The organism is Rhizobium sp. BG4 (assembly GCF_016864575.1).
GTDB lineage: Bacteria > Pseudomonadota > Alphaproteobacteria > Rhizobiales > Rhizobiaceae > Rhizobium.
In genome coordinates this window covers 277,982-294,976 of record NZ_CP044126.1, presented here as the reverse complement: position 1 = coordinate 294,976, position 16,995 = coordinate 277,982, and the positions used below count along the sequence as shown (strand labels likewise).

Genomic DNA, 16,995 nt, shown 5'->3' with positions numbered 1-16,995 from the left:
TCGTATCCTAAATCGCCGGTTGGGAGCGCCGGCATTCGTCTTGTCAGTTTGCCAAGTTGGCGGGTGCGAGGCCGGCAATCTTCGGCCAGAGCGGCGTCATCGCCTCGGCGATTTCGCGGAATACCTGGTAGCGCTTCTCGTAATCGGCGCTGCGTACCGCATCCGGTTCGCAGGTCCTGGCGATGCTTGCTATGTCACGGGGATCGGCTTGCGGATCGGCATAGATTCCGGCGCCCGATCCGGCGCAAAGCGCCGCACCCCAGGCCGCTGCCTCATCGGTCTCGGTCACAGTCACGGGCATGCCGAGCACGTCGGCAAACATCTGCACCACGGTCGGATTGCGCGACACGCCGCCTGCGAGCCGCGCCCGATCGAAGGAAAAACCATCGCGCAGCGCATCGACATGGATACGGTGATTGAAGGCGATACCTTCGAGGACGGCGCGCAGCATGTCGCCGCGATCGTGCCAGCCGCCAAGACCGAAGAAGCTCGCGCTGGCTGCGGCGCCATAGGGCGAACCGAAGAGATAGGGGTGGAAGAGCGCGGTCGACGGGCGCTCGAAGGCCGCGTCGATTTCCGGCGCCAGCAGCGCGTGGATCGCGCCGCCCTGTGCCCGCTCGCCGGCGCAGAGCGTATCGAGAAACCAGTCGTAATTCGCGGTCGAGGCCGGCGAGATCGACATGCTGTTCCAGATGCCGGGCGCAATGCCGTTGCGGCAGAACCACCGCCTGTCGACGCGCGGCTCGGAAGACAGCGTCTCGTTGATCGAATAGGTCCCGGCGATGACGGCGACGACGCCCTGCCCGTATCCCCCAGCGCCTAGCGCCGAGGCGGTGACATCATGCAATCCGGCGACGACCGGCGTGCATTCGGCAAGGCCGGTCCGTAGCGCCGCCTCGCGTGTTACCCGCCCGACGATCTGGTCGGAGCGGGAGGCCGGCGGCAGGGCGTGAACGAGCGCTTCGAGACCGAAGAGCTTCAGCGCGTCCTGGCTATAATCCTGCGTGCGCACATTGGTGAAGGAGGTGCTGGCCTCGGTACGGTCGGTGCCGATGATCTCGGTGAGGCAGAAGCGCAGCCAGTCCTTGCAGCTGATGAAGTGGCCGATCTGCTGAAACCGCTCCTGCTCGTTTTCACGAATCCAGGCGAGCAGTGCCGAGGGTGCCGAGACATGCGGAATCTGGCCGGTCAGCTCTATCGAGGCATCCGCCAGCTCGCCTTCCCACCGATCGACGATCTCTCCTGCCCGGCTGTCGAGCGAGAGGATGGCGCGGCCGAGCGGCTTCTGGTCGTGATCGAGGAGATAGATGCCATCGCCATGCGCCGTGGCGGAAATCGCCTGGATGTCGTTCGCCGGCCGGCCGCTCAGCGCGATCGCCTCGCGGATGGCATCGGCGGTCGCCGTCCAGAGCTCCTCCATATCGCGCTCGATATGGCGCGCCTTCGGCATGAACTGGGTGACGCGGCGCCTGCTGACTGCGAGCGGCGTGCCGTCGATGTCGAAAATGACGGCCTTGGTGACCGTCAGGCCACTATCGATCCCGAGCAGACTCGGCATTCGCCCTTACCTCGTTTGTGCAACGGGCAAGCCACCTTACGAGCGCCCCTGGGCACCCCGGGCAACCACCACGTTGATATCCTTGGACCGCATGCGGTCGATATGCACGGGATTGGTCTTGTCGTCGACAATGACGACATCGAACTCGTCCAGTGCTGCGAAACTGTGAAGTGCCCGCCGTTCGAACTTGGTGTGATCGGCAAGCAGGATGCGTTTGACGGAACAGTCGAACATGGCGCGCTTGGTATCGACGGTCTCCGGCGACTGGTGCAGCACGGTGCCGTCACTGATCGCCGACATCGAAATGAAGGCAACGTCCGCGCGCAAGCCTTTGATTTCGCTGATCGTCATGCGGCCCATGAAGGCGTTGCACCAGTTGTAATATTGCCCGCCCAGCGCCAGCAGCGTCACGTCGTGCATGCCGGTCAGCGCATTCATCAGCGTCAGCGAATTGGTGATCGCGGTGACGGGAACCCTGGACGGCAGATGCGTTGCCATCTGCAGGACGGTGGTGGAATCGTCGAAGAAGATCGCCTGGCCGGGCTCGACGAATTGCATTGCTGCCTCGGCGATCAGCTTCTTTTCGCTCGCCTGGCGGTTGGAGCGATAGACGTCGCTGGATTCGATGAGATTGGTGGCGGCGGCCGTCACGATGCCGCGCGTCTTGCGAAACAGCCCGCGGCTGACGAGCTCATCGACATCGCGATGCGCCGTCATCAGGCTGATGCCGAAACGGTCGGTCAGGTCTTCAATCCGCATCGAGCCTTCACTCATCACGGCCTCTGCGATCATGCGGCGGCGCGCGATCTGGCGCGTCTGCCGGCTGTCGCTCGTAAGCTGCTCCAACAGATCTTCGCCCTGGCTGGTCTTCTGTGTCACGGGTCACCCCTGTCGCTGAATTCTGGATACCAGCTTCGTACAGTGATTGCCGTGCCAAGGCAAAATGGCGAAACGGAACGGGCGGCTTATCCCGCGGGCAACCGTTTCAGGCATGCGGGGAGCCGGGCGGGTGGATGCCGCCCGGCTTGGAGAGCGCCCTTGCGGGCGCCCGACCGATTACGGCTCGAGAACGAACGGACCGGTGTACTTATCGACATTGTCCTTGGTGATCAGCAGGCAATCGAAGAGCTGCTTTTCGCTCTTGGCGCCGGTGCTGCCGTTCTTGATGACGTTGTCGGCCTGCTTGACGGCTTCTTCGGAGAAGATCGCAACCGGCTGGAGGACGGTGTATTGCAGTTCGCCTGCCTTGATCGCGGCAACAGCATCCGGCGAACCGTCGAAGCCACCGACCTTGATGTTGGCGAGCTTGCCGGCTTCCTTCAGCGCTGCGATGGCGCCGAGGGCCATTTCGTCGTTGCCGGAGATGACGCCGACAATGTCAGGATTTGCCTGCAGCATGGACTGCATCTTGTTGTGACCCTTGGTGCGGTCCCAATCGGCAACTTCCTTGGCAACCTTCTTCAGGTCCGGGTACTGCGACAGCACGGTTTCATAGCCGTTCGAGCGCGTTGCGGCATTGTTGTCGGAGGGGGCGCCGAAGAGTTCGGCATAGTTGCCCTTGTCGCCGACAGCTTCGACCCACTGCTGCGCACCAAGGGCGGCACCCTGGGCGTTGTTGGAAACGAGCTGCGCCTTCGCCAGGCCTTCTTGGTTGATTTCAGCGTTGACAAGGATGACCGGGATGCCGGCGGCAACGGCCTTCTTCACCGCGCCGACGGAGCCGTCAGCGTTTGCCGGGTCGAGAATGATCGCGACCGACTTGTTGGTGATAGCCGTGTCGATCAGGTTGCTCTCGGTGTTGGTGTCACCCTTGTGGGCGCTGACGGAAGCCGTGTAGCCGAGCTTTTCAGCGGTTGCCTTGGCAACGTTGCCTTCCGTCAGCCAGTAGGGGTTGGACGGGTCGTTGACGATGATCGTCATCTGGCCTGCTGCCCAGGCGCTGCTGACGAGGATCGGTGCGACAGCCGCGGCGGCCAGAAGAATGCGCATGCCTTTCTTAAACATAGTCTCTCTCCCATTAGTGAGCTCAGTTGGTGCCGATGATCCGGCGGTGCTTTCCCCAATCGGCCTTTGCGCCAGAGGCCTGCCGTCGTGGATAAGTTCGGTTTCAGCCGTTAGGACGATTTGACCCGGCGGCCGTATTGGATGCTGTTCATCAGGACGGCGAGAACGATCACCGCACCGGTAAAGACGGTCTGCCAGTAGGCGGAGACGCCGATGATCACGAGGCCATCCGACAGGAAGCCAATGACGAAGGCGCCGAGCATGGTGCCGCGCACCGTGCCGCGTCCGCCCGTCAGTGCCGCGCCACCGATGACGACGGCTGCGATCGCCGTCAGTTCGTAGGTGGTGCCCGCCGTCGGACCGGCGGAGGTCAACTGCGAGGACAGCACCAGGCCGGCGATCGCGGCGCAGACGCCCGAGAGCACATAGACGATGATCTTGACGCGCTTGACCGGAACACCCGAAAGGTCGGCAGCGCGCTCGTTGCCGCCCGATGCATAGAGCCAGCGGCCGAAGGCGGTGCGGCTGAGCACAATGCCGCAGACGATGGCGAGGACCGCAAGAACGATGACGCCGATCGGCACACCGCCAAGGCGGTTGAAGCCGAGCCAGTCGAAGCCGGTATTGCCGAGTTCGGGACGGCCGCCGAGATTGTTGTAGGTCAGGCCGTTGGTCATGAGGAGGGCGATGCCGCGGGCGACATAGAGGACACCGAGCGAGGCGACGAAGGCAGGCACCTTGAGATAGGCGACAAGCACGCCGTTGACCGCGCCGACCACCGCGCCGAGCGCGCAGGTCAGCACCACGACGGCCCAGACCGGCGGATAGAGAATGACGCCGAAATAGCTGAGTGTGACGCCCTGCATCAGGAAGCCGGCGATACAGCCTGCAAGGCCGAGCGTCGAGCCGACCGAAAGGTCGATGCCGCCGTTCAGGATGACCAGCAGCATGCCGATCGCCAGGATCCCGAAGATAGCCACATGCGAGGCCATGATCAGGAAGTTGTTGAGGCTGAAATAGTAGGGCGACAGGAAGGAGAAGACCGCGATGATGACGATCAGCGCGAAGAACGCGCGTCCTTCCAGGATCAGGCGCACGATATTGGTGTTCCGCTTCTGCCCGTTCGAAACTGACTTCTTCTCGGTGACGTTTGTGACTGACATAATCAGTGCTCCATAATTCCGGGCTAGTGCGCGACCATGGACTCGCCGGAGGCGGCCATGATCTTTTCCTTGGTGACGTCAGAGCCGAACTCTGCCGAAATGCGGCCGCGGTGCATGACGATGATGCGATGCGCGATGCTCAGGCACTCGTTGACTTCCGACGTCGAGTAGATGACCGCGAGGCCCTGCTTGGCGCGCTCGGCGAGCAGCTTGAAGACTTCGGCCTTGGCGCCGATATCGATGCCGCGGCTCGGTTCGTCGAGCAGGATGACCTTGGGTTCCGTCGCCAGCATCTTGCCGATGACGACCTTCTGCTGGTTACCGCCGGAGAGCGAGCCGATTGCCGCCTCGCCGCCGTCGGTCTTGACGTGTACGCGTCGGATCGACTCGGTGACGAGATCGCGCTCGCGGCGGCCGGATGTGAAAAGGCCCTTGGTGAAGGCGCCAATGCTGGCAAGCGACAGATTGGAGCCGACGGTCATGGTCTGCACTAGGCCGTCGCGCTGGCGGTCTTCGGGAACGAGGACGAGGCCGCTTTCGATGCGCCCGGCAATGCTGAGGGCGCCGACATCCTGCCCTTCGAGCAGAACGCGGCCGCCGCTGGAGCGCAGCCGTCCGGCGACGCATTCCAGAAGCTCGGTGCGCCCTGCCCCCATCAGTCCGTAGATGCAGACGACCTCGCCGGCCCGCACCTTCAGCGACATGCGATCGACAGCGTTATAGGCGGCGCCCGAGGGACCGGGAACGGTCAGGCCTTCGATCGACAGCGCCACTTCGCCGAACTGGTGTCCTTCAGGCGGGCTGCCGAGGTCGAAGTTCTCGCCCACCATGTTGCGGACGATCCATTCGAGGTCGATATCCTTGCGCTCGGCATAGGCAGTCATCGTGCCGTCGCGCAGGACGACGGCGTGATTGGTGATCTGCAGCGCCTCTTCGAGGTGGTGCGAGATATAGACGATCGAGACGCCGCGGCCCGTCAGGTCATGGATGACCTTGAAGAGAACTTCGACTTCGGTGGCGCTCAGCGCAGATGTCGGCTCGTCCATGATCAGGATGCGGGAATTGACCGAGAGCGCGCGGGCGATCTCAACGATCTGCTGCTGGCCGAGGCGGAGGTCCTCGACGCGCGTCAGCGGATCGATATCCTCTTCGAGTTCTTCCATCAGCGCCCGGGTCTGGCGCTCTTCCTCGGCGAAATCGACGACACCGCCCTTGATGATCTCGCGGCCCATGAAGATGTTGTCGCGGACGCTGAGATTAGGCGCCAGGCTCAGTTCCTGGTGGATGATCGAGATGCCGCATTCGCGGGCATGGGTCGAGGACGCGAAGCTGATCGGCGAACCGTCGAGTACGATCTCGCCGGAGGTCGGTTGCACCACGCCCGAAAGGATCTTCATCAGCGTCGACTTGCCGGCACCGTTCTCACCGAACAGCGTCGTCACCTGGCCGCGATGGATATCGAAGTTCACGCCCTTGAGCGCGTGAACATTGCCATAGGACTTAGCGATGTTTCGGGCGGCGAGCACGACCTCGCCCTGGGTTCCGGGATTGCGCAGCGGCTGGCTCATTTGACCTCGACCTTCACCGGCGTGATCAGCCAGTTCTTCGGGTTGATGAGCTTGAAGACGCCGACGACGGTCGCGGTTTTACCGTCCAGCTGATCCGGATCGAGACCGGAAAGCACGGTCTTCTTCATCTCGTTGTTGATGGCCGATCCGGCATCCTGATACTGGATCTGGTTGGTGAACTGGCCGAATTCGATCTCGCCGGTGGCATCGCGGAGGTCCGTGCCGTTGACCGCGGGACCGGTCTGGACACGGACCACCGTCTCGGGAGGCAATCCGTCGATCTTCATTTCATTGGTGTTCGACTTGCGGGCGCCGAAGGTGCCGGTCAGGGTCACCGGAATGACCGGACCGGTGCTTGTCGCTGTGCCGTATTTCTCGCTCGCGGCCTTCTTGTCGGCGGCGATCGCGGTTGCCAGTTCGGCGGCTGCGACAGCGCGCTGCTCGACATTAGCCTGGATCTTCGGGAACTGCGCGCTACCGAAGGTCTCAGGCGAAAAGGCCTGCTGCCGGACATCGTTTGCCGAGCCGATCTTCACGACCGTGGTGTCGAGCGCCATGGCGCCGATGACGACGACCGCGAATGCGGCGCTGACGATGAGCTTCAGATTGCCGCTGCCGGGCTTGGGGGCTGCATAATCGGGCTGTGTACTCATGTCGTGACGGCCTTTGTCCAGGAGATGGTGAAGCGGAGGGGCTGGGTGCGATTACGATCGGAGCCGTGCCGCGGCAGGACGGCTGGCCGGCTGAAGAACCGGCGGGCAGTCTGCGACGACGCAGGGCGCGATGAAAATCAGCATTGGAAGCCTCCTCGACAGAGAGCCGGCGCTTGTCTCCTCCAGCCGCCGGAACCTGCAATCTCCATCCGGAAGTGAGCTTCCGTGATAGAACTGTGTTATTTATGCCGGAAACAATGTTATGAATTTTAACAGATGTCAACGGCCATTTTATCAGCACATGCTTGCCTAACCAGACTCTCACATGGTTTTTATCGCGCTGCATCGCAGCAAACTGATGTGGCAGGCGCACAAAAAGCCCAAAGTCGTTACGTTCAGTAAGTATCTGTATAGAAATGAAAAATAAGAATTTCCATCAGCTGTGTACTGGCTGATCGTGCGCTCATCGAGACTTGGCCGGAGCCGACGCTCTAAATTCCTATGTCATCCATTTTATCTGAAAAATTTTTCATGACCAGAAAAATCTTGCTGGCAAAGTGATATCTTTATGTTATGTTTTGCGATGAGGCCTATGGGAGGTTTCGGCAAATATTCGATCCGGCATTTGCAGAGGCCGCGGCTTGCCGCTGGCGGCATGCGGATCAAATGATGCGGCTGGGGGATTGTTCCCTCGTGAAAGGCCGATCGGGAGGACTTGAGATGGATTGGACGCGCGTATTGCCCGTCGCGGCGTTCGCAGCATTGGCGAGATAGTCTGCAATGACATCGACCCAGAACATCATCATCGGGATCGACGCCGGAACATCCGTGATCAAGGCGGTGGCGTTCGATCTCGCAGGCCGGCAGATCGCAACCGCTTCCGTGCGCAACAAGTACGCGACCGGCGACGATGGCTCGGCGACGCAATCCCTCGCCCAGACCTGGACGGACTGCGCCAGCGCATTGCGCGGCCTAGGTGAAAAGGTCGCCGATCTCGCCGCGCGCACTGCCGCGATCGCCGTGACCGGACAGGGCGACGGCACCTGGCTCGTCGGCCGCGACAATGCGCCTGTTGCTGACGCCTGGCTGTGGCTCGATGCCCGCGCCGCCTCGACGGTGACCCGGCTTGCCGGCGGAGTAAACAACCGCGCCCGCTTCGAAGCGACCGGCACCGGCCTCAACACTTGCCAGCAGGGCGCGCAGCTCGCCCATATGGACAAGGTCGCGCCTGAACTCCTCGACCGAAGCGAAGCCGCCCTGCACTGCAAGGACTGGCTCTATCTCAATCTCACCGGCATCCGCGCCACCGATCCCTCCGAGGCGAGCTTCACCTTCGGCAATTTCCGGACGCGCCAATACGACAGCGTCGTGATCGATGCGCTCGGCCTCGAGCGCCGCCGCAATCTTCTGCCTGAGATCATCGACGGCACGGAAGTCAGCCATCCCCTGACGGCGGAAGCCGCCAAGGCCTGCGGTCTGCTTGCGGGAACGCCCGTCTGCCTCGGCTATGTCGATATGGTGATGACGGCGCTTGGCGCCGGTGTGCGCAGCAGCGGGCGCAATGCCGCCTGCTCGACGATCGGCTCCACCGGCGTCCACATGCGCGCCAAGGCGGTGGCCGACGTTCATCTCAACAGCGAAGGCACGGGCTATGTCATCGCCCTGCCGATCCCCGGCATTGTCACCCAGGTACAGACGAATATGGGCTCGACGATCAATATCGACTGGATTCTGGAGATTGCCGCTTACCTGATGGCAGACGCCGGGAAGACCGTTTCGCACTCTGACCTGATCGCCCGGATCGACGGCTGGTTTGCCGAAAGCAAGCCGGGGTCGGTGCTATACCACCCCTATATTTCGGAGGCCGGCGAGCGCGGGCCTTTCGTCAACGCCAATGCCCGGGCAGGCTTCACGGGCCTTTCCACCCGTCACGGCTTTCCGGATCTCGTCCGCTCGGTCGTCGAGGGCCTCGGCCTTGCGACCCGCGATTGCTACGCGGCGATGGGGGCGATGCCTGAAGAACTGCGCATCACCGGTGGCGCAACCCGCTCGCTCGGACTGCGCCGCTCGCTTTCTGCTGCCGTCAACGCGCCGATCCGCCAGTCCCGGCGCGAAGAGACCGGTGCAGCCGGTGTGGCGATGATGGCTGCGGTCGCGGTCGGCGTCTACGCCACGATGGACGATTGCATTGCCGACTGGGTGACGCCGCTGCTCGGCGAGCCCGAAATCCCGGATGCCGCCGAAGCCGCGCGCTTCGATCGCCTTTTCTCCGCCTACACGGACGTGCGCCAGGCCATGGCGCCCGCCTGGGACAAGCTCGCCACTGCTGCGAGGCCAGGCGCGTAACTCAAGTTCTGATGCAGAAGCATCGAAGGAGCATGACATGACCGAACCGGAAACCCTCGACCTCTTCGTCATCGGCGGCGGCATCAATGGCGCGGGCATCGCCCGCGATGCGGCCGGCCGCGGACTGAAGGTGGCGCTCTGCGAAAAGGACGACCTGGCGCAGGGCACGTCGTCGCGCTCCGGCAAGCTCGTGCATGGCGGCTTGCGCTATCTCGAATATTACGAGTTCCGCCTGGTGCGCGAAGCGCTGATCGAGCGCGAGGTTCTGCTGAATGCCGCGCCTCACATCATCTGGCCGATGCGCTTCGTGCTGCCCCACAGCCCGCAGGATCGCCCGGCGTGGCTCGTGCGGCTCGGCCTTTTCCTCTACGACCACCTCGGCGGCCGCAAGAAGCTGCCGGGCACGCGCACCCTCAACCTACTGCGCGATCCCGAGGGAACGCCGATCCTCGATCAATACAAGCGCGGCTTCGAATATTCCGACTGCTGGGTCGATGACGCCCGCCTCGTCGTTCTGAACGCCGTCAGCGCCGCCGAAAAAGGTGCGATCGTGCTGACCCGTTCGCCTGCCGTCTCCGCCTGGCGCGAGAATGGTGCGTGGACTGTCGTCACCAAGAACAGCACGACAGGCGAGACGCGCACTTTCAGGGCCAAATGTCTGGTCAATTGCGCCGGTCCCTGGGTCACCGACATCATCAACCGTGTCGCCGGATCGAACTCGGCCCGCAACGTGCGCCTCGTCAAGGGCAGCCACATCATCGTCCCGAAATTCTGGGCCGGCTCGAATGCCTATCTCGTTCAGAACCACGACAAGCGCGTCATCTTCATCAACCCCTACGAGGGCGATAAGGCGCTGATCGGCACGACCGATATCGCCTATGAGGGCCGCGCCGAGGACGTCTCCGCCGACGAAACAGAGATCGATTACCTGCTGAAGGCCGTGAACCGCTACTTCAAGGAGAAGCTCCGCCGTCAGGACGTGCTGCACAGCTTCTCCGGCGTGCGCCCGCTCTTCGACGACGGCAAGGGCAATCCATCCGCCGTGACCCGCGACTATGTCTTCGATCTCGATGAAACCGGCGGCGCGCCGCTGCTCAATGTCTTCGGCGGCAAGATCACCACCTTCCGCGAGCTTGCCGAGCGCGGCCTGCATCGCCTCAAGCATATCTTTCCGAACATGGGCGGGGACTGGACCCAGTCGGCGCCGCTCCCCGGCGGCGAAATCCCCAATGCAGATTACGAAACCTTCGCCAACAGCCTGCGCGATACCTACCCCTGGATGCCGCGCAAGCTCGTCCATCACTATGGCCGCCTCTACGGCGCCCGGACGAAGAACGTCGTCGCCGGCGCGACGGGCCTCGAAGGCCTTGGCCGCCATTTCGGCGGGCAGTTCTACGAGGCGGAAGCGCGCTATCTCGTGGCGACCGAATGGGCGGAAACGGCCGAAGACATTCTCTATCGCCGCACCAAGCATTACCTGCATATGAGCGAAGCGGAACGCGCAGCCTTTGCCGACTGGTTCGCCTCCTCCCGCCTTGCCGCTGCCTGAGGGAGGTCAAGATGCCGCTGACGCTTTCGCTCAACACCAATCCGCTGGTCAACCGCTTCGCTGACCCCGACGATCTGATCGATACCGTCGCGCGCGACCTGAAGATCCGCGACCTGCAGCTGACCCATGAATTCATCAATCCGAGCTGGCAGGCGCCCGTCATCCGCCGCCTGACGCGGAGCATGAATTCGGCGCTGCGGCGCACCGGCGTTCGCGTCACTTCCGGCATGACCGGCCCCTATGGCCGCCTCAATCATTTTGGCCATCCGGACGCCGATGTCCGCCGCTACTACATCGACTGGTTCAAGACCTTCGCCGATATCACCGCCGATCTCGGCGGCGATTCCGTCGGCACGCAATTCGCGATCTTCACCTACCGGGATTTCGACGATCCCGCCAAGCGCGAGGAGCTGATCAAGATCGCCATCAACAGCTGGGCCGAAGTCGCGGACCATGGCCGCGCCGCCGGTCTTTCCTATGTTTTCTGGGAGCCGATGAGCATCGGCCGCGAGTTCGGCGAGACGATCGCCGCATGTCTCTCGCTGCAGCAGCGGCTGACGGCGGCCAATATGGCGATCCCGATGTGGATGATGGCCGATATCGACCACGGCGACGTCACCTCTGCCAACCCTGATGATTTCGATCCCTATGCATGGGCGCGCGCCGTCCCGCCGGTCTCGCCGATCATCCACATCAAGCAGAGCCTGATGGACAAGGGCGGCCACCGGCCGTTCACCGCCGAATTCAACGCCAAGGGCCGGATCCAGCCGGCGCCGCTGCTGAAGGCTTTCGCAGAAGGTGGGGCCGTCAACAACGAGATCTGCCTCGAGCTTTCCTTCAAGGAACGCGAGCCGAACGACCGCGAAGTGATCCCGCAGATCGCCGAGAGCGTCGCCTTCTGGGCGCCTTACATCGACACCGGCATAGACGACTTGAACATCTGAGGCAGAGATCCGTAAAAGGCTGGAGATATCGCAACGTGACAGTTGCAGGGACTTGTTTCAAAGGGAGCCGCAATGACGGACGCCGATGATACGCTTGCGGTACGCGCTGCCTGGCTGCACTACGCCGGAGGCCTGACGCAATCCGATGTCGCCCGCCGTCTCGGCGTGCCCTCGGTCAAGGCGCACCGGCTGATTGCCCGCGCGGTCGCCGACGGCGTCGTCAAGGTGACGATCGACGGCGACATCGTCGAATGCGTCGAGCTGGAGGCCCGCCTTTCGGAGCGCTACGGCCTGCAATATTGCGAAGTGGCCCCCGATCTCGGCGAGGAAGGCCTGCCGCTGCGCGCGCTTGGCCATGCCGGTGCCGGCTATCTGAAGCGCGAGATCGAGCGCGGCGACAACAAGGTAATCGGCCTTGGCCACGGCCGCACCCTGTCGGCCGCCGTCCAGTACATGCCGCGAGTCGGCGCCAAGAACCTGCGCTTCGTCTCGCTGCTGGGAGGCCTGACGCGCAACTACGGCGCCAATCCCTATGACGTGATGCACCGCATCGCCGAGAAGACGGGAACGCAGGCCTATGTCATGCCCGTCCCCTTCTTCGCCAACACAGGCGACGACCGCGAGGTGCTGAAAGCGCAGCGCGCCGTCAAGGAGGTCTTCGACCTCGCCAACAATGCCGACCTGAAGCTCGTCGGCCTCGGCACTGTCGATGCCGATGCGCAGCTGGTGCTCTCGGGTATGGTCGAGCCGAGCGAGATCGACGATATCGCGACTGCCGGCGGCGTCGGCGAAATCCTCGGGCATTTCTTCAATGCCGATGGCGACATGTTGGATACGGCGCTGACGGCGCGCACGCTCTCCGCCTCCTTCCCGAAAACCAAAGACGAGCGGCTCGTGGCGCTTGCCGGCGGGCAGTCGAAGGTTCCGGCCATCCGCGCCATCCTGAAAAGCCACCGCCTTTACGGCCTGATCACCGATGAACGCACAGCGCAGACACTGTTGAAATGATGTGATTGGCAACAAGAGTTGATCGCAAAATAACACAAATAATGTTGATTATCACGATTTATCCGTTATCTTAACATCAGGAGATGGGTGGAGACCGGAATGAAGCGCGAGGAACGGCAGCAGCTGATTGTCAATCTGCTCGTCGAGAACAAGACCGTCGATCTCGACGATCTTGCCGACCGCTTCATCGTCTCGAAGATGACGATCCATCGTGACCTCGACGATCTCGAGCAGGCGGGCGTGCTTCGAAAGGTGCGAGGCGGCGCGACGATCGACGCCGGAACGCAGTTCGAAAGCGACTTCCGCATCCGCGAGCGCCAGGGCCACGAGGCCAAGGTTGCGATGGCCAAGAGCGCGCTGGAGCTCGTCGAACCCGGCATGACCGTGATGGTCAATGACGGATCGATGGCTGCGGTGCTCGGCGAAATGCTGCTGCAGAAGCGGCCTTTGACCGTGATCACCAACAACGCGGCGATCATGGAGCGGCTGAAGGCAGAAACGGGCATCACGCTGATCGCGCTCGGCGGCATCTATTCGGCGAAGTTCAACGCCTATCTCGGCGTCGTCACCGAAGAGGCGCTGTCGAAGCTCAGGGCCGATATCGCCTTCATCTCGACGCCCGCCGTCAGCGGCAGGCGCGCCTATCACATGGACGACAACGTGGTCCGCACCAAGCGGGCGATGATGACGTCTTCGGCAAGGTCCTGCCTGCTGGTCAATCACCAGCGCATCGGCCACACGGCGCTGCATGTCATGGCTGATCTTGCCGATTTCGACGCCGTGATCACCGACAGCGCGCCGGACGCTGCTGTCATCGAGGAATTCGTACAGGCGGGCATAACGCTCACCATTGCATCGGAACAGGACCCGACATGACCGAAAAACCGCGCTTCTGGGTTGGCACCAGCTGGAAGATGAACAAGACGCTCGCCGAGGCGCAGCAGTTTGCCCGCGGCCTGGAAGCTGCCGATGCCGCCCGCGATCCGCGCATCCAGCGCTTCGTCATTCCGCCCTTCACGGCCGTGCGCGAGGTCAAGGCGATGCTCGCCGAGACCTCCGTCAAGGTCGGCGCCCAGAACATGCATTGGGCCGACCAGGGCGCCTGGACCGGTGAGGTCTCGCCGGTGATGCTGAAGGATTGCAACCTCGATATCGTCGAACTCGGCCATTCCGAGCGCCGCGAACATTTCGGCGAGACCGACGAGACCGTCGGCCTGAAGACCGAAGCCGCCGTCCGCCACGGCCTGATCCCGCTGATCTGCATCGGCGAAACCCTGGCAGACCGCGAAAGCGGCAAGGCCGCCGACATTCTCGCCACACAGGTGCGCGGCGCGCTTTCGAAGCTCTCGGGCGACCAGAAATCCGCCGAGATCCTGCTCGCCTACGAGCCCGTCTGGGCGATCGGCGAAAAGGGCATCCCGGCAACGGCCGACTATGCCGACGCCCGTCAGGCGGAAATCATCGCGGTCGCCGAAGAGGCCCTCGGCCGCAAGATCCCCTGCCTCTACGGCGGATCGGTCAACCCCGGAAACTGCGAAGAACTGATCTCGAGCCCGCATATCGACGGGCTCTTCATCGGCCGTTCGGCCTGGAATGTCGAAGGCTACCTCGACATTCTCGCAAAATGCGCCGCCAAACTCTAGGAGAACGACAATGAAGCTTGCCATTGCAGGAGACAGCGCCGGCGAAGGTCTCGCCAAGGTTCTGGCCGATCATCTGAAGGACCGTTTCGAGGTGCACGAAGTATCGCGCACCAACGGCGGCGCCGACCCCTTCTACGCCAATCTCTCGGACCGTGTCGCGTCGGGCGTTCTCGACGGCACCTACGACAAGGCAATCCTCGTCTGCGGCACCGGCATCGGCGTCTGCATCTCGGCCAACAAGGTCCCGGGCATCCGCGCCGCACTCACCCACGACACCTATTCGGCCGAGCGCGCGGCCCTCTCCAACAACGCCCAGATCATCACCATGGGCGCCCGGGTCATTGGTACCGAGCTGGCGAAGTCGATTGCCGATGCGTTTCTGGCCCAGACGTTCGATGAGAACGGCCGGTCTGCCGGGAATGTGAAGGCGATGGACGAGCTGGACGCGAAGTATAACGCGCGGTGAGTTTTTTGGGTGGGCGCCTTCGCGATGAGGCACCCGCGCCTGTGACGCGTGCGCTTATCGTCAAGCCGAAGGCCCCATGCGGGAATTGAAAGGACTGCTGTGCCCGGAGCCCCCTCACCCTACCCTCTCCCCGAGGGGAGAGGGGAAGCTGGCGTGGGCCGACCCTCATCTTCCCTTCTCCCCGGCGGGGAGAAGGTGGCCCGCGGGGCCGGATGAGGGGGCTCCGGGTGCAGTTCTTCCCTTATCCCTGTCCCCGTCACAGGGATCCACCAGCCGCGCGTTGGCGCGGCAGAAGACTCGTCTCACTCTATGGATTCATTCACGGCGCAGACGCGCCGTGGCTGGTTTCCTATGATAAGCACAGGAATGAGGGAGGAGTTGGCGGTTGCGCGCCTGGAGCAAACGTCGGCAGCATTAGGCACACGGGCACACGCCCGGAACCATTACCCCAAACTCTCCGCCATCGTCGCAACAACCAGCGCCGCCGAAACCGCACCGGGGTCGGCATGCCCGAGCACCCGCTCGCCCAGTCGCGACGCCCTACCCTTGGTCGCCAGCATCGACTTCGTCGCCTCCGCCCCGGCGCTTGCCGCATCCGCCGCGGCCTTGAGGCAGGCCGCCAGCGTCGCGCCCTTCGCAAACTCGGCTTCCGCCGCATCTGCCGCAGGCCGCCAGGCGTCGACCATGGTTTTCTCGCCCGGCACCGCCTTGCCGCGGTCCTCGATGCCCTTGGCCATCGCCCCGAAGGTCTTGACCATGTCCTCGTCGCCGGCCGCCGTCTTGCCCTTCAGCACCGCTCCGGCGCGCATGAAGGCGGTCGCGTAGAGCGGGCCGGAGGAGGCCCCGACGGCGTTGAGGAAGGATTTGGCGGCGAGGTTGAAGATGGCGCCGAGATCGGTTTCGGCCTCGTTGGCGGCGAGGGCCGTCTTCACTGTCGAGAAGCCGAGTTCCATGGTGATGCCGTGGTCCGCATCGCCGATGACGCCGTCGAGTTCGCTGAGGCGATCGCGGTTTTCGGCGATGGTCACGGCGATCGCCGAGAACATGGCGCGCAGGTCCTGTGCGGTGATTTCAGCCATCAGCGGCCGCTCCGGAACATGGCGCAATCGCAGGGGTGGTCGAGAAGGGTCTGCAGCTCGTCGTCGAGATGCATCAGTGTCACCGAGGCGCCCATCATGTCGAGCGAGCTGCAATAGTTGCCGACCAGCGTCGAGTGGATCCTCAGACCTTCGCCATCCAGCCGCTCCTTGACGCGGGCCGTCATGATGTAGAGTTCCATCAGTGGCGTCGCGCCGAGGCCGTTGACCAGCACGGCAACGCGATCGCCACGCGCGGCATTCATTTCCGGCAGGATCTTGTCGAGCAGCTGGTCGGTGATCTCGTTGGCGCTTTTCAACGGACCGCGCTCGACGCCGGGTTCGCCATGGATGCCCATGCCGATTTCCATTTCGTTTTCGCCGAGTTCGAAATTCGGCTTGCGCGTCTGCGGCAGGGAGCAGGGGCCGAGCGCCACGCCCATGGTGAAGGTGCGGTCGTTGGCCTTGCGGGCTGCCGCCTCGCAGGCATCGATATCCATCATCCGGTCGGCGGCAGCACCTGCGATCTTGAAGACGAAGACATTGCCCGCCACGCCACGGCGATCCGCTCTCCGGTCGCGCGGAGCCGAGGCGACGTCGTCGGTCGTCAGCACGGTGCGGACTTCGATATCTTCCATCGCCGCCATTTCGGCCGCCATGTCGAAATTCATCACGTCGCCGGCATAGTTGCCGTACATGAAGAGCACGCCGGCGCCGCCATTGACGGCCTTGGCGCATTCGAGGACCGGATCCGGCGGCGGCGAGGCGAAGACATTGCCGATCGCCGCGCCATCGGCGAGGCCGCGGCCGACGAAGCCGACGAAGCTCGGCTCGTGGCCGGAGCCCCCACCGATCACCAGGCCGACCTTGCCCTGGCGCGGGCCATCGACGGCGACGACCGAACGGGCCGTGCCTTCGACGCGCTTCAGGTGATTGGGATGGGCGGCGAGAATGCCCGCCAGCATTTCGTCAACGGCATCGGCGCCGTTGTTGATGATCTTCTTGACCGTCATCGAT

15 protein-coding genes are annotated in these 16,995 nt (G+C 63.3%); 7 read left to right on the top strand and 8 right to left on the bottom strand.

Going from position 1 to position 16,995, the window contains the following annotated elements; translation table 11 throughout:
* Window positions 1-43: 43 nt before the first annotated feature.
* The 6 genes from F2982_RS21505 to F2982_RS21480 all read right to left on the bottom strand — a co-directional run bounded on the left by F2982_RS21505 (window position 44) and on the right by F2982_RS21480 (window position 6,946).
* Window positions 44-1,558 (bottom strand): FGGY-family carbohydrate kinase, encoded by a 1,515-nt coding sequence (locus F2982_RS21505; protein WP_203430824.1) that lies wholly within the window; start codon window positions 1,556-1,558, stop codon window positions 44-46.
* Window positions 1,559-1,594: 36 nt separating this feature from the next.
* The gene (locus F2982_RS21500; RefSeq protein ID WP_130281252.1) at window positions 1,595-2,437 is read right to left on the bottom strand and encodes a DeoR/GlpR family DNA-binding transcription regulator; all 843 of its coding nucleotides are present in this window, start codon (window positions 2,435-2,437) and stop codon (window positions 1,595-1,597) included.
* Between the two features lie 177 nt (window positions 2,438-2,614).
* A complete protein-coding gene (locus F2982_RS21495; protein ID WP_203430823.1) occupies window positions 2,615-3,562 on the bottom strand; it encodes a D-ribose ABC transporter substrate-binding protein in 948 nt (315 codons plus the stop codon).
* Window positions 3,563-3,672: 110 nt separating this feature from the next.
* A complete protein-coding gene (locus F2982_RS21490) occupies window positions 3,673-4,725 on the bottom strand; it encodes an ABC transporter permease (protein WP_112710992.1) in 1,053 nt (350 codons plus the stop codon).
* Window positions 4,726-4,748: 23 nt separating this feature from the next.
* Complete coding sequence (locus tag F2982_RS21485; protein WP_112710993.1) at window positions 4,749-6,293, bottom strand: sugar ABC transporter ATP-binding protein; 1,545 nt, start codon at window positions 6,291-6,293, stop codon at window positions 4,749-4,751.
* Window positions 6,290-6,946: a DUF2291 domain-containing protein gene (locus F2982_RS21480; protein WP_203430822.1), complete on the bottom strand. Its 657-nt coding sequence runs from the start codon at window positions 6,944-6,946 to the stop codon at window positions 6,290-6,292. Before F2982_RS21480 ends, F2982_RS21485 begins: the two co-directional genes overlap by 4 nt.
* Before the next feature lie 780 nt (window positions 6,947-7,726).
* On the opposite strand from F2982_RS21480, the gene F2982_RS21475 reads away from it, so the two are divergent.
* The 7 genes from F2982_RS21475 to F2982_RS21445 all read left to right on the top strand — a co-directional run bounded on the left by F2982_RS21475 (window position 7,727) and on the right by F2982_RS21445 (window position 14,902).
* The gene (locus F2982_RS21475) at window positions 7,727-9,292 is read left to right on the top strand and encodes an FGGY-family carbohydrate kinase (protein ID WP_203430821.1); all 1,566 of its coding nucleotides are present in this window, start codon (window positions 7,727-7,729) and stop codon (window positions 9,290-9,292) included.
* Window positions 9,293-9,329: 37 nt separating this feature from the next.
* Window positions 9,330-10,841: a glycerol-3-phosphate dehydrogenase gene (locus tag F2982_RS21470; RefSeq protein ID WP_203430820.1), complete on the top strand. Its 1,512-nt coding sequence runs from the start codon at window positions 9,330-9,332 to the stop codon at window positions 10,839-10,841.
* A gap of 11 nt (window positions 10,842-10,852) precedes the next feature.
* Complete coding sequence (locus F2982_RS21465; protein ID WP_203430819.1) at window positions 10,853-11,785, top strand: TIM barrel protein; 933 nt, start codon at window positions 10,853-10,855, stop codon at window positions 11,783-11,785.
* Window positions 11,786-11,857: 72 nt separating this feature from the next.
* Window positions 11,858-12,793: a sugar-binding transcriptional regulator gene (locus F2982_RS21460; RefSeq protein ID WP_203430818.1), complete on the top strand. Its 936-nt coding sequence runs from the start codon at window positions 11,858-11,860 to the stop codon at window positions 12,791-12,793.
* Between the two features lie 99 nt (window positions 12,794-12,892).
* On the top strand, window positions 12,893-13,669 hold the full coding sequence (locus F2982_RS21455; protein WP_203430817.1) for a DeoR/GlpR family DNA-binding transcription regulator: 777 nt from the start codon (window positions 12,893-12,895) through the stop codon (window positions 13,667-13,669).
* Window positions 13,666-14,436: a triose-phosphate isomerase gene (locus F2982_RS21450; RefSeq protein WP_203430816.1), complete on the top strand. Its 771-nt coding sequence runs from the start codon at window positions 13,666-13,668 to the stop codon at window positions 14,434-14,436. Before F2982_RS21455 ends, F2982_RS21450 begins: the two co-directional genes overlap by 4 nt.
* Window positions 14,437-14,446: 10 nt before the next feature.
* On the top strand, window positions 14,447-14,902 hold the full coding sequence (locus F2982_RS21445) for an RpiB/LacA/LacB family sugar-phosphate isomerase (RefSeq protein WP_130281270.1): 456 nt from the start codon (window positions 14,447-14,449) through the stop codon (window positions 14,900-14,902).
* A gap of 443 nt (window positions 14,903-15,345) precedes the next feature.
* Here the strand turns inward: F2982_RS21445 and dhaL are convergent, their stop codons facing one another.
* Together dhaL and dhaK are read right to left on the bottom strand one after the other, a co-directional pair.
* Complete coding sequence (gene dhaL, locus F2982_RS21440; protein WP_203430815.1) at window positions 15,346-15,981, bottom strand: dihydroxyacetone kinase subunit DhaL; 636 nt, start codon at window positions 15,979-15,981, stop codon at window positions 15,346-15,348.
* A complete protein-coding gene (dhaK, locus tag F2982_RS21435; RefSeq protein WP_203430814.1) occupies window positions 15,981-16,991 on the bottom strand; it encodes a dihydroxyacetone kinase subunit DhaK in 1,011 nt (336 codons plus the stop codon). Before dhaK ends, dhaL begins: the two co-directional genes overlap by 1 nt.
* Window positions 16,992-16,995: the final 4 nt, after the last annotated feature.

Coding starts and splice junctions, on each gene's coding strand:
- F2982_RS21505 (WP_203430824.1), bottom strand. CDS start 1,558: ATGCCGAGTCTGCTCGGGATCGATAGTGGCCTGACGGTCACCAAGGCC.
- F2982_RS21495 (WP_203430823.1), bottom strand. CDS start 3,562: ATGTTTAAGAAAGGCATGCGCATTCTTCTGGCCGCCGCGGCTGTCGCA.
- F2982_RS21490 (WP_112710992.1), bottom strand. CDS start 4,725: ATGTCAGTCACAAACGTCACCGAGAAGAAGTCAGTTTCGAACGGGCAG.
- F2982_RS21485 (WP_112710993.1), bottom strand. CDS start 6,293: ATGAGCCAGCCGCTGCGCAATCCCGGAACCCAGGGCGAGGTCGTGCTC.
- F2982_RS21480 (WP_203430822.1), bottom strand. CDS start 6,946: ATGAGTACACAGCCCGATTATGCAGCCCCCAAGCCCGGCAGCGGCAAT.
- F2982_RS21475 (WP_203430821.1), top strand. CDS start 7,727: ATGACATCGACCCAGAACATCATCATCGGGATCGACGCCGGAACATCC.
- F2982_RS21470 (WP_203430820.1), top strand. CDS start 9,330: ATGACCGAACCGGAAACCCTCGACCTCTTCGTCATCGGCGGCGGCATC.
- F2982_RS21465 (WP_203430819.1), top strand. CDS start 10,853: ATGCCGCTGACGCTTTCGCTCAACACCAATCCGCTGGTCAACCGCTTC.
- F2982_RS21460 (WP_203430818.1), top strand. CDS start 11,858: ATGACGGACGCCGATGATACGCTTGCGGTACGCGCTGCCTGGCTGCAC.
- F2982_RS21455 (WP_203430817.1), top strand. CDS start 12,893: ATGAAGCGCGAGGAACGGCAGCAGCTGATTGTCAATCTGCTCGTCGAG.
- F2982_RS21450 (WP_203430816.1), top strand. CDS start 13,666: ATGACCGAAAAACCGCGCTTCTGGGTTGGCACCAGCTGGAAGATGAAC.
- F2982_RS21445 (WP_130281270.1), top strand. CDS start 14,447: ATGAAGCTTGCCATTGCAGGAGACAGCGCCGGCGAAGGTCTCGCCAAG.
- dhaL (WP_203430815.1), bottom strand. CDS start 15,981: ATGGCTGAAATCACCGCACAGGACCTGCGCGCCATGTTCTCGGCGATC.
- dhaK (WP_203430814.1), bottom strand. CDS start 16,991: ATGACGGTCAAGAAGATCATCAACAACGGCGCCGATGCCGTTGACGAA.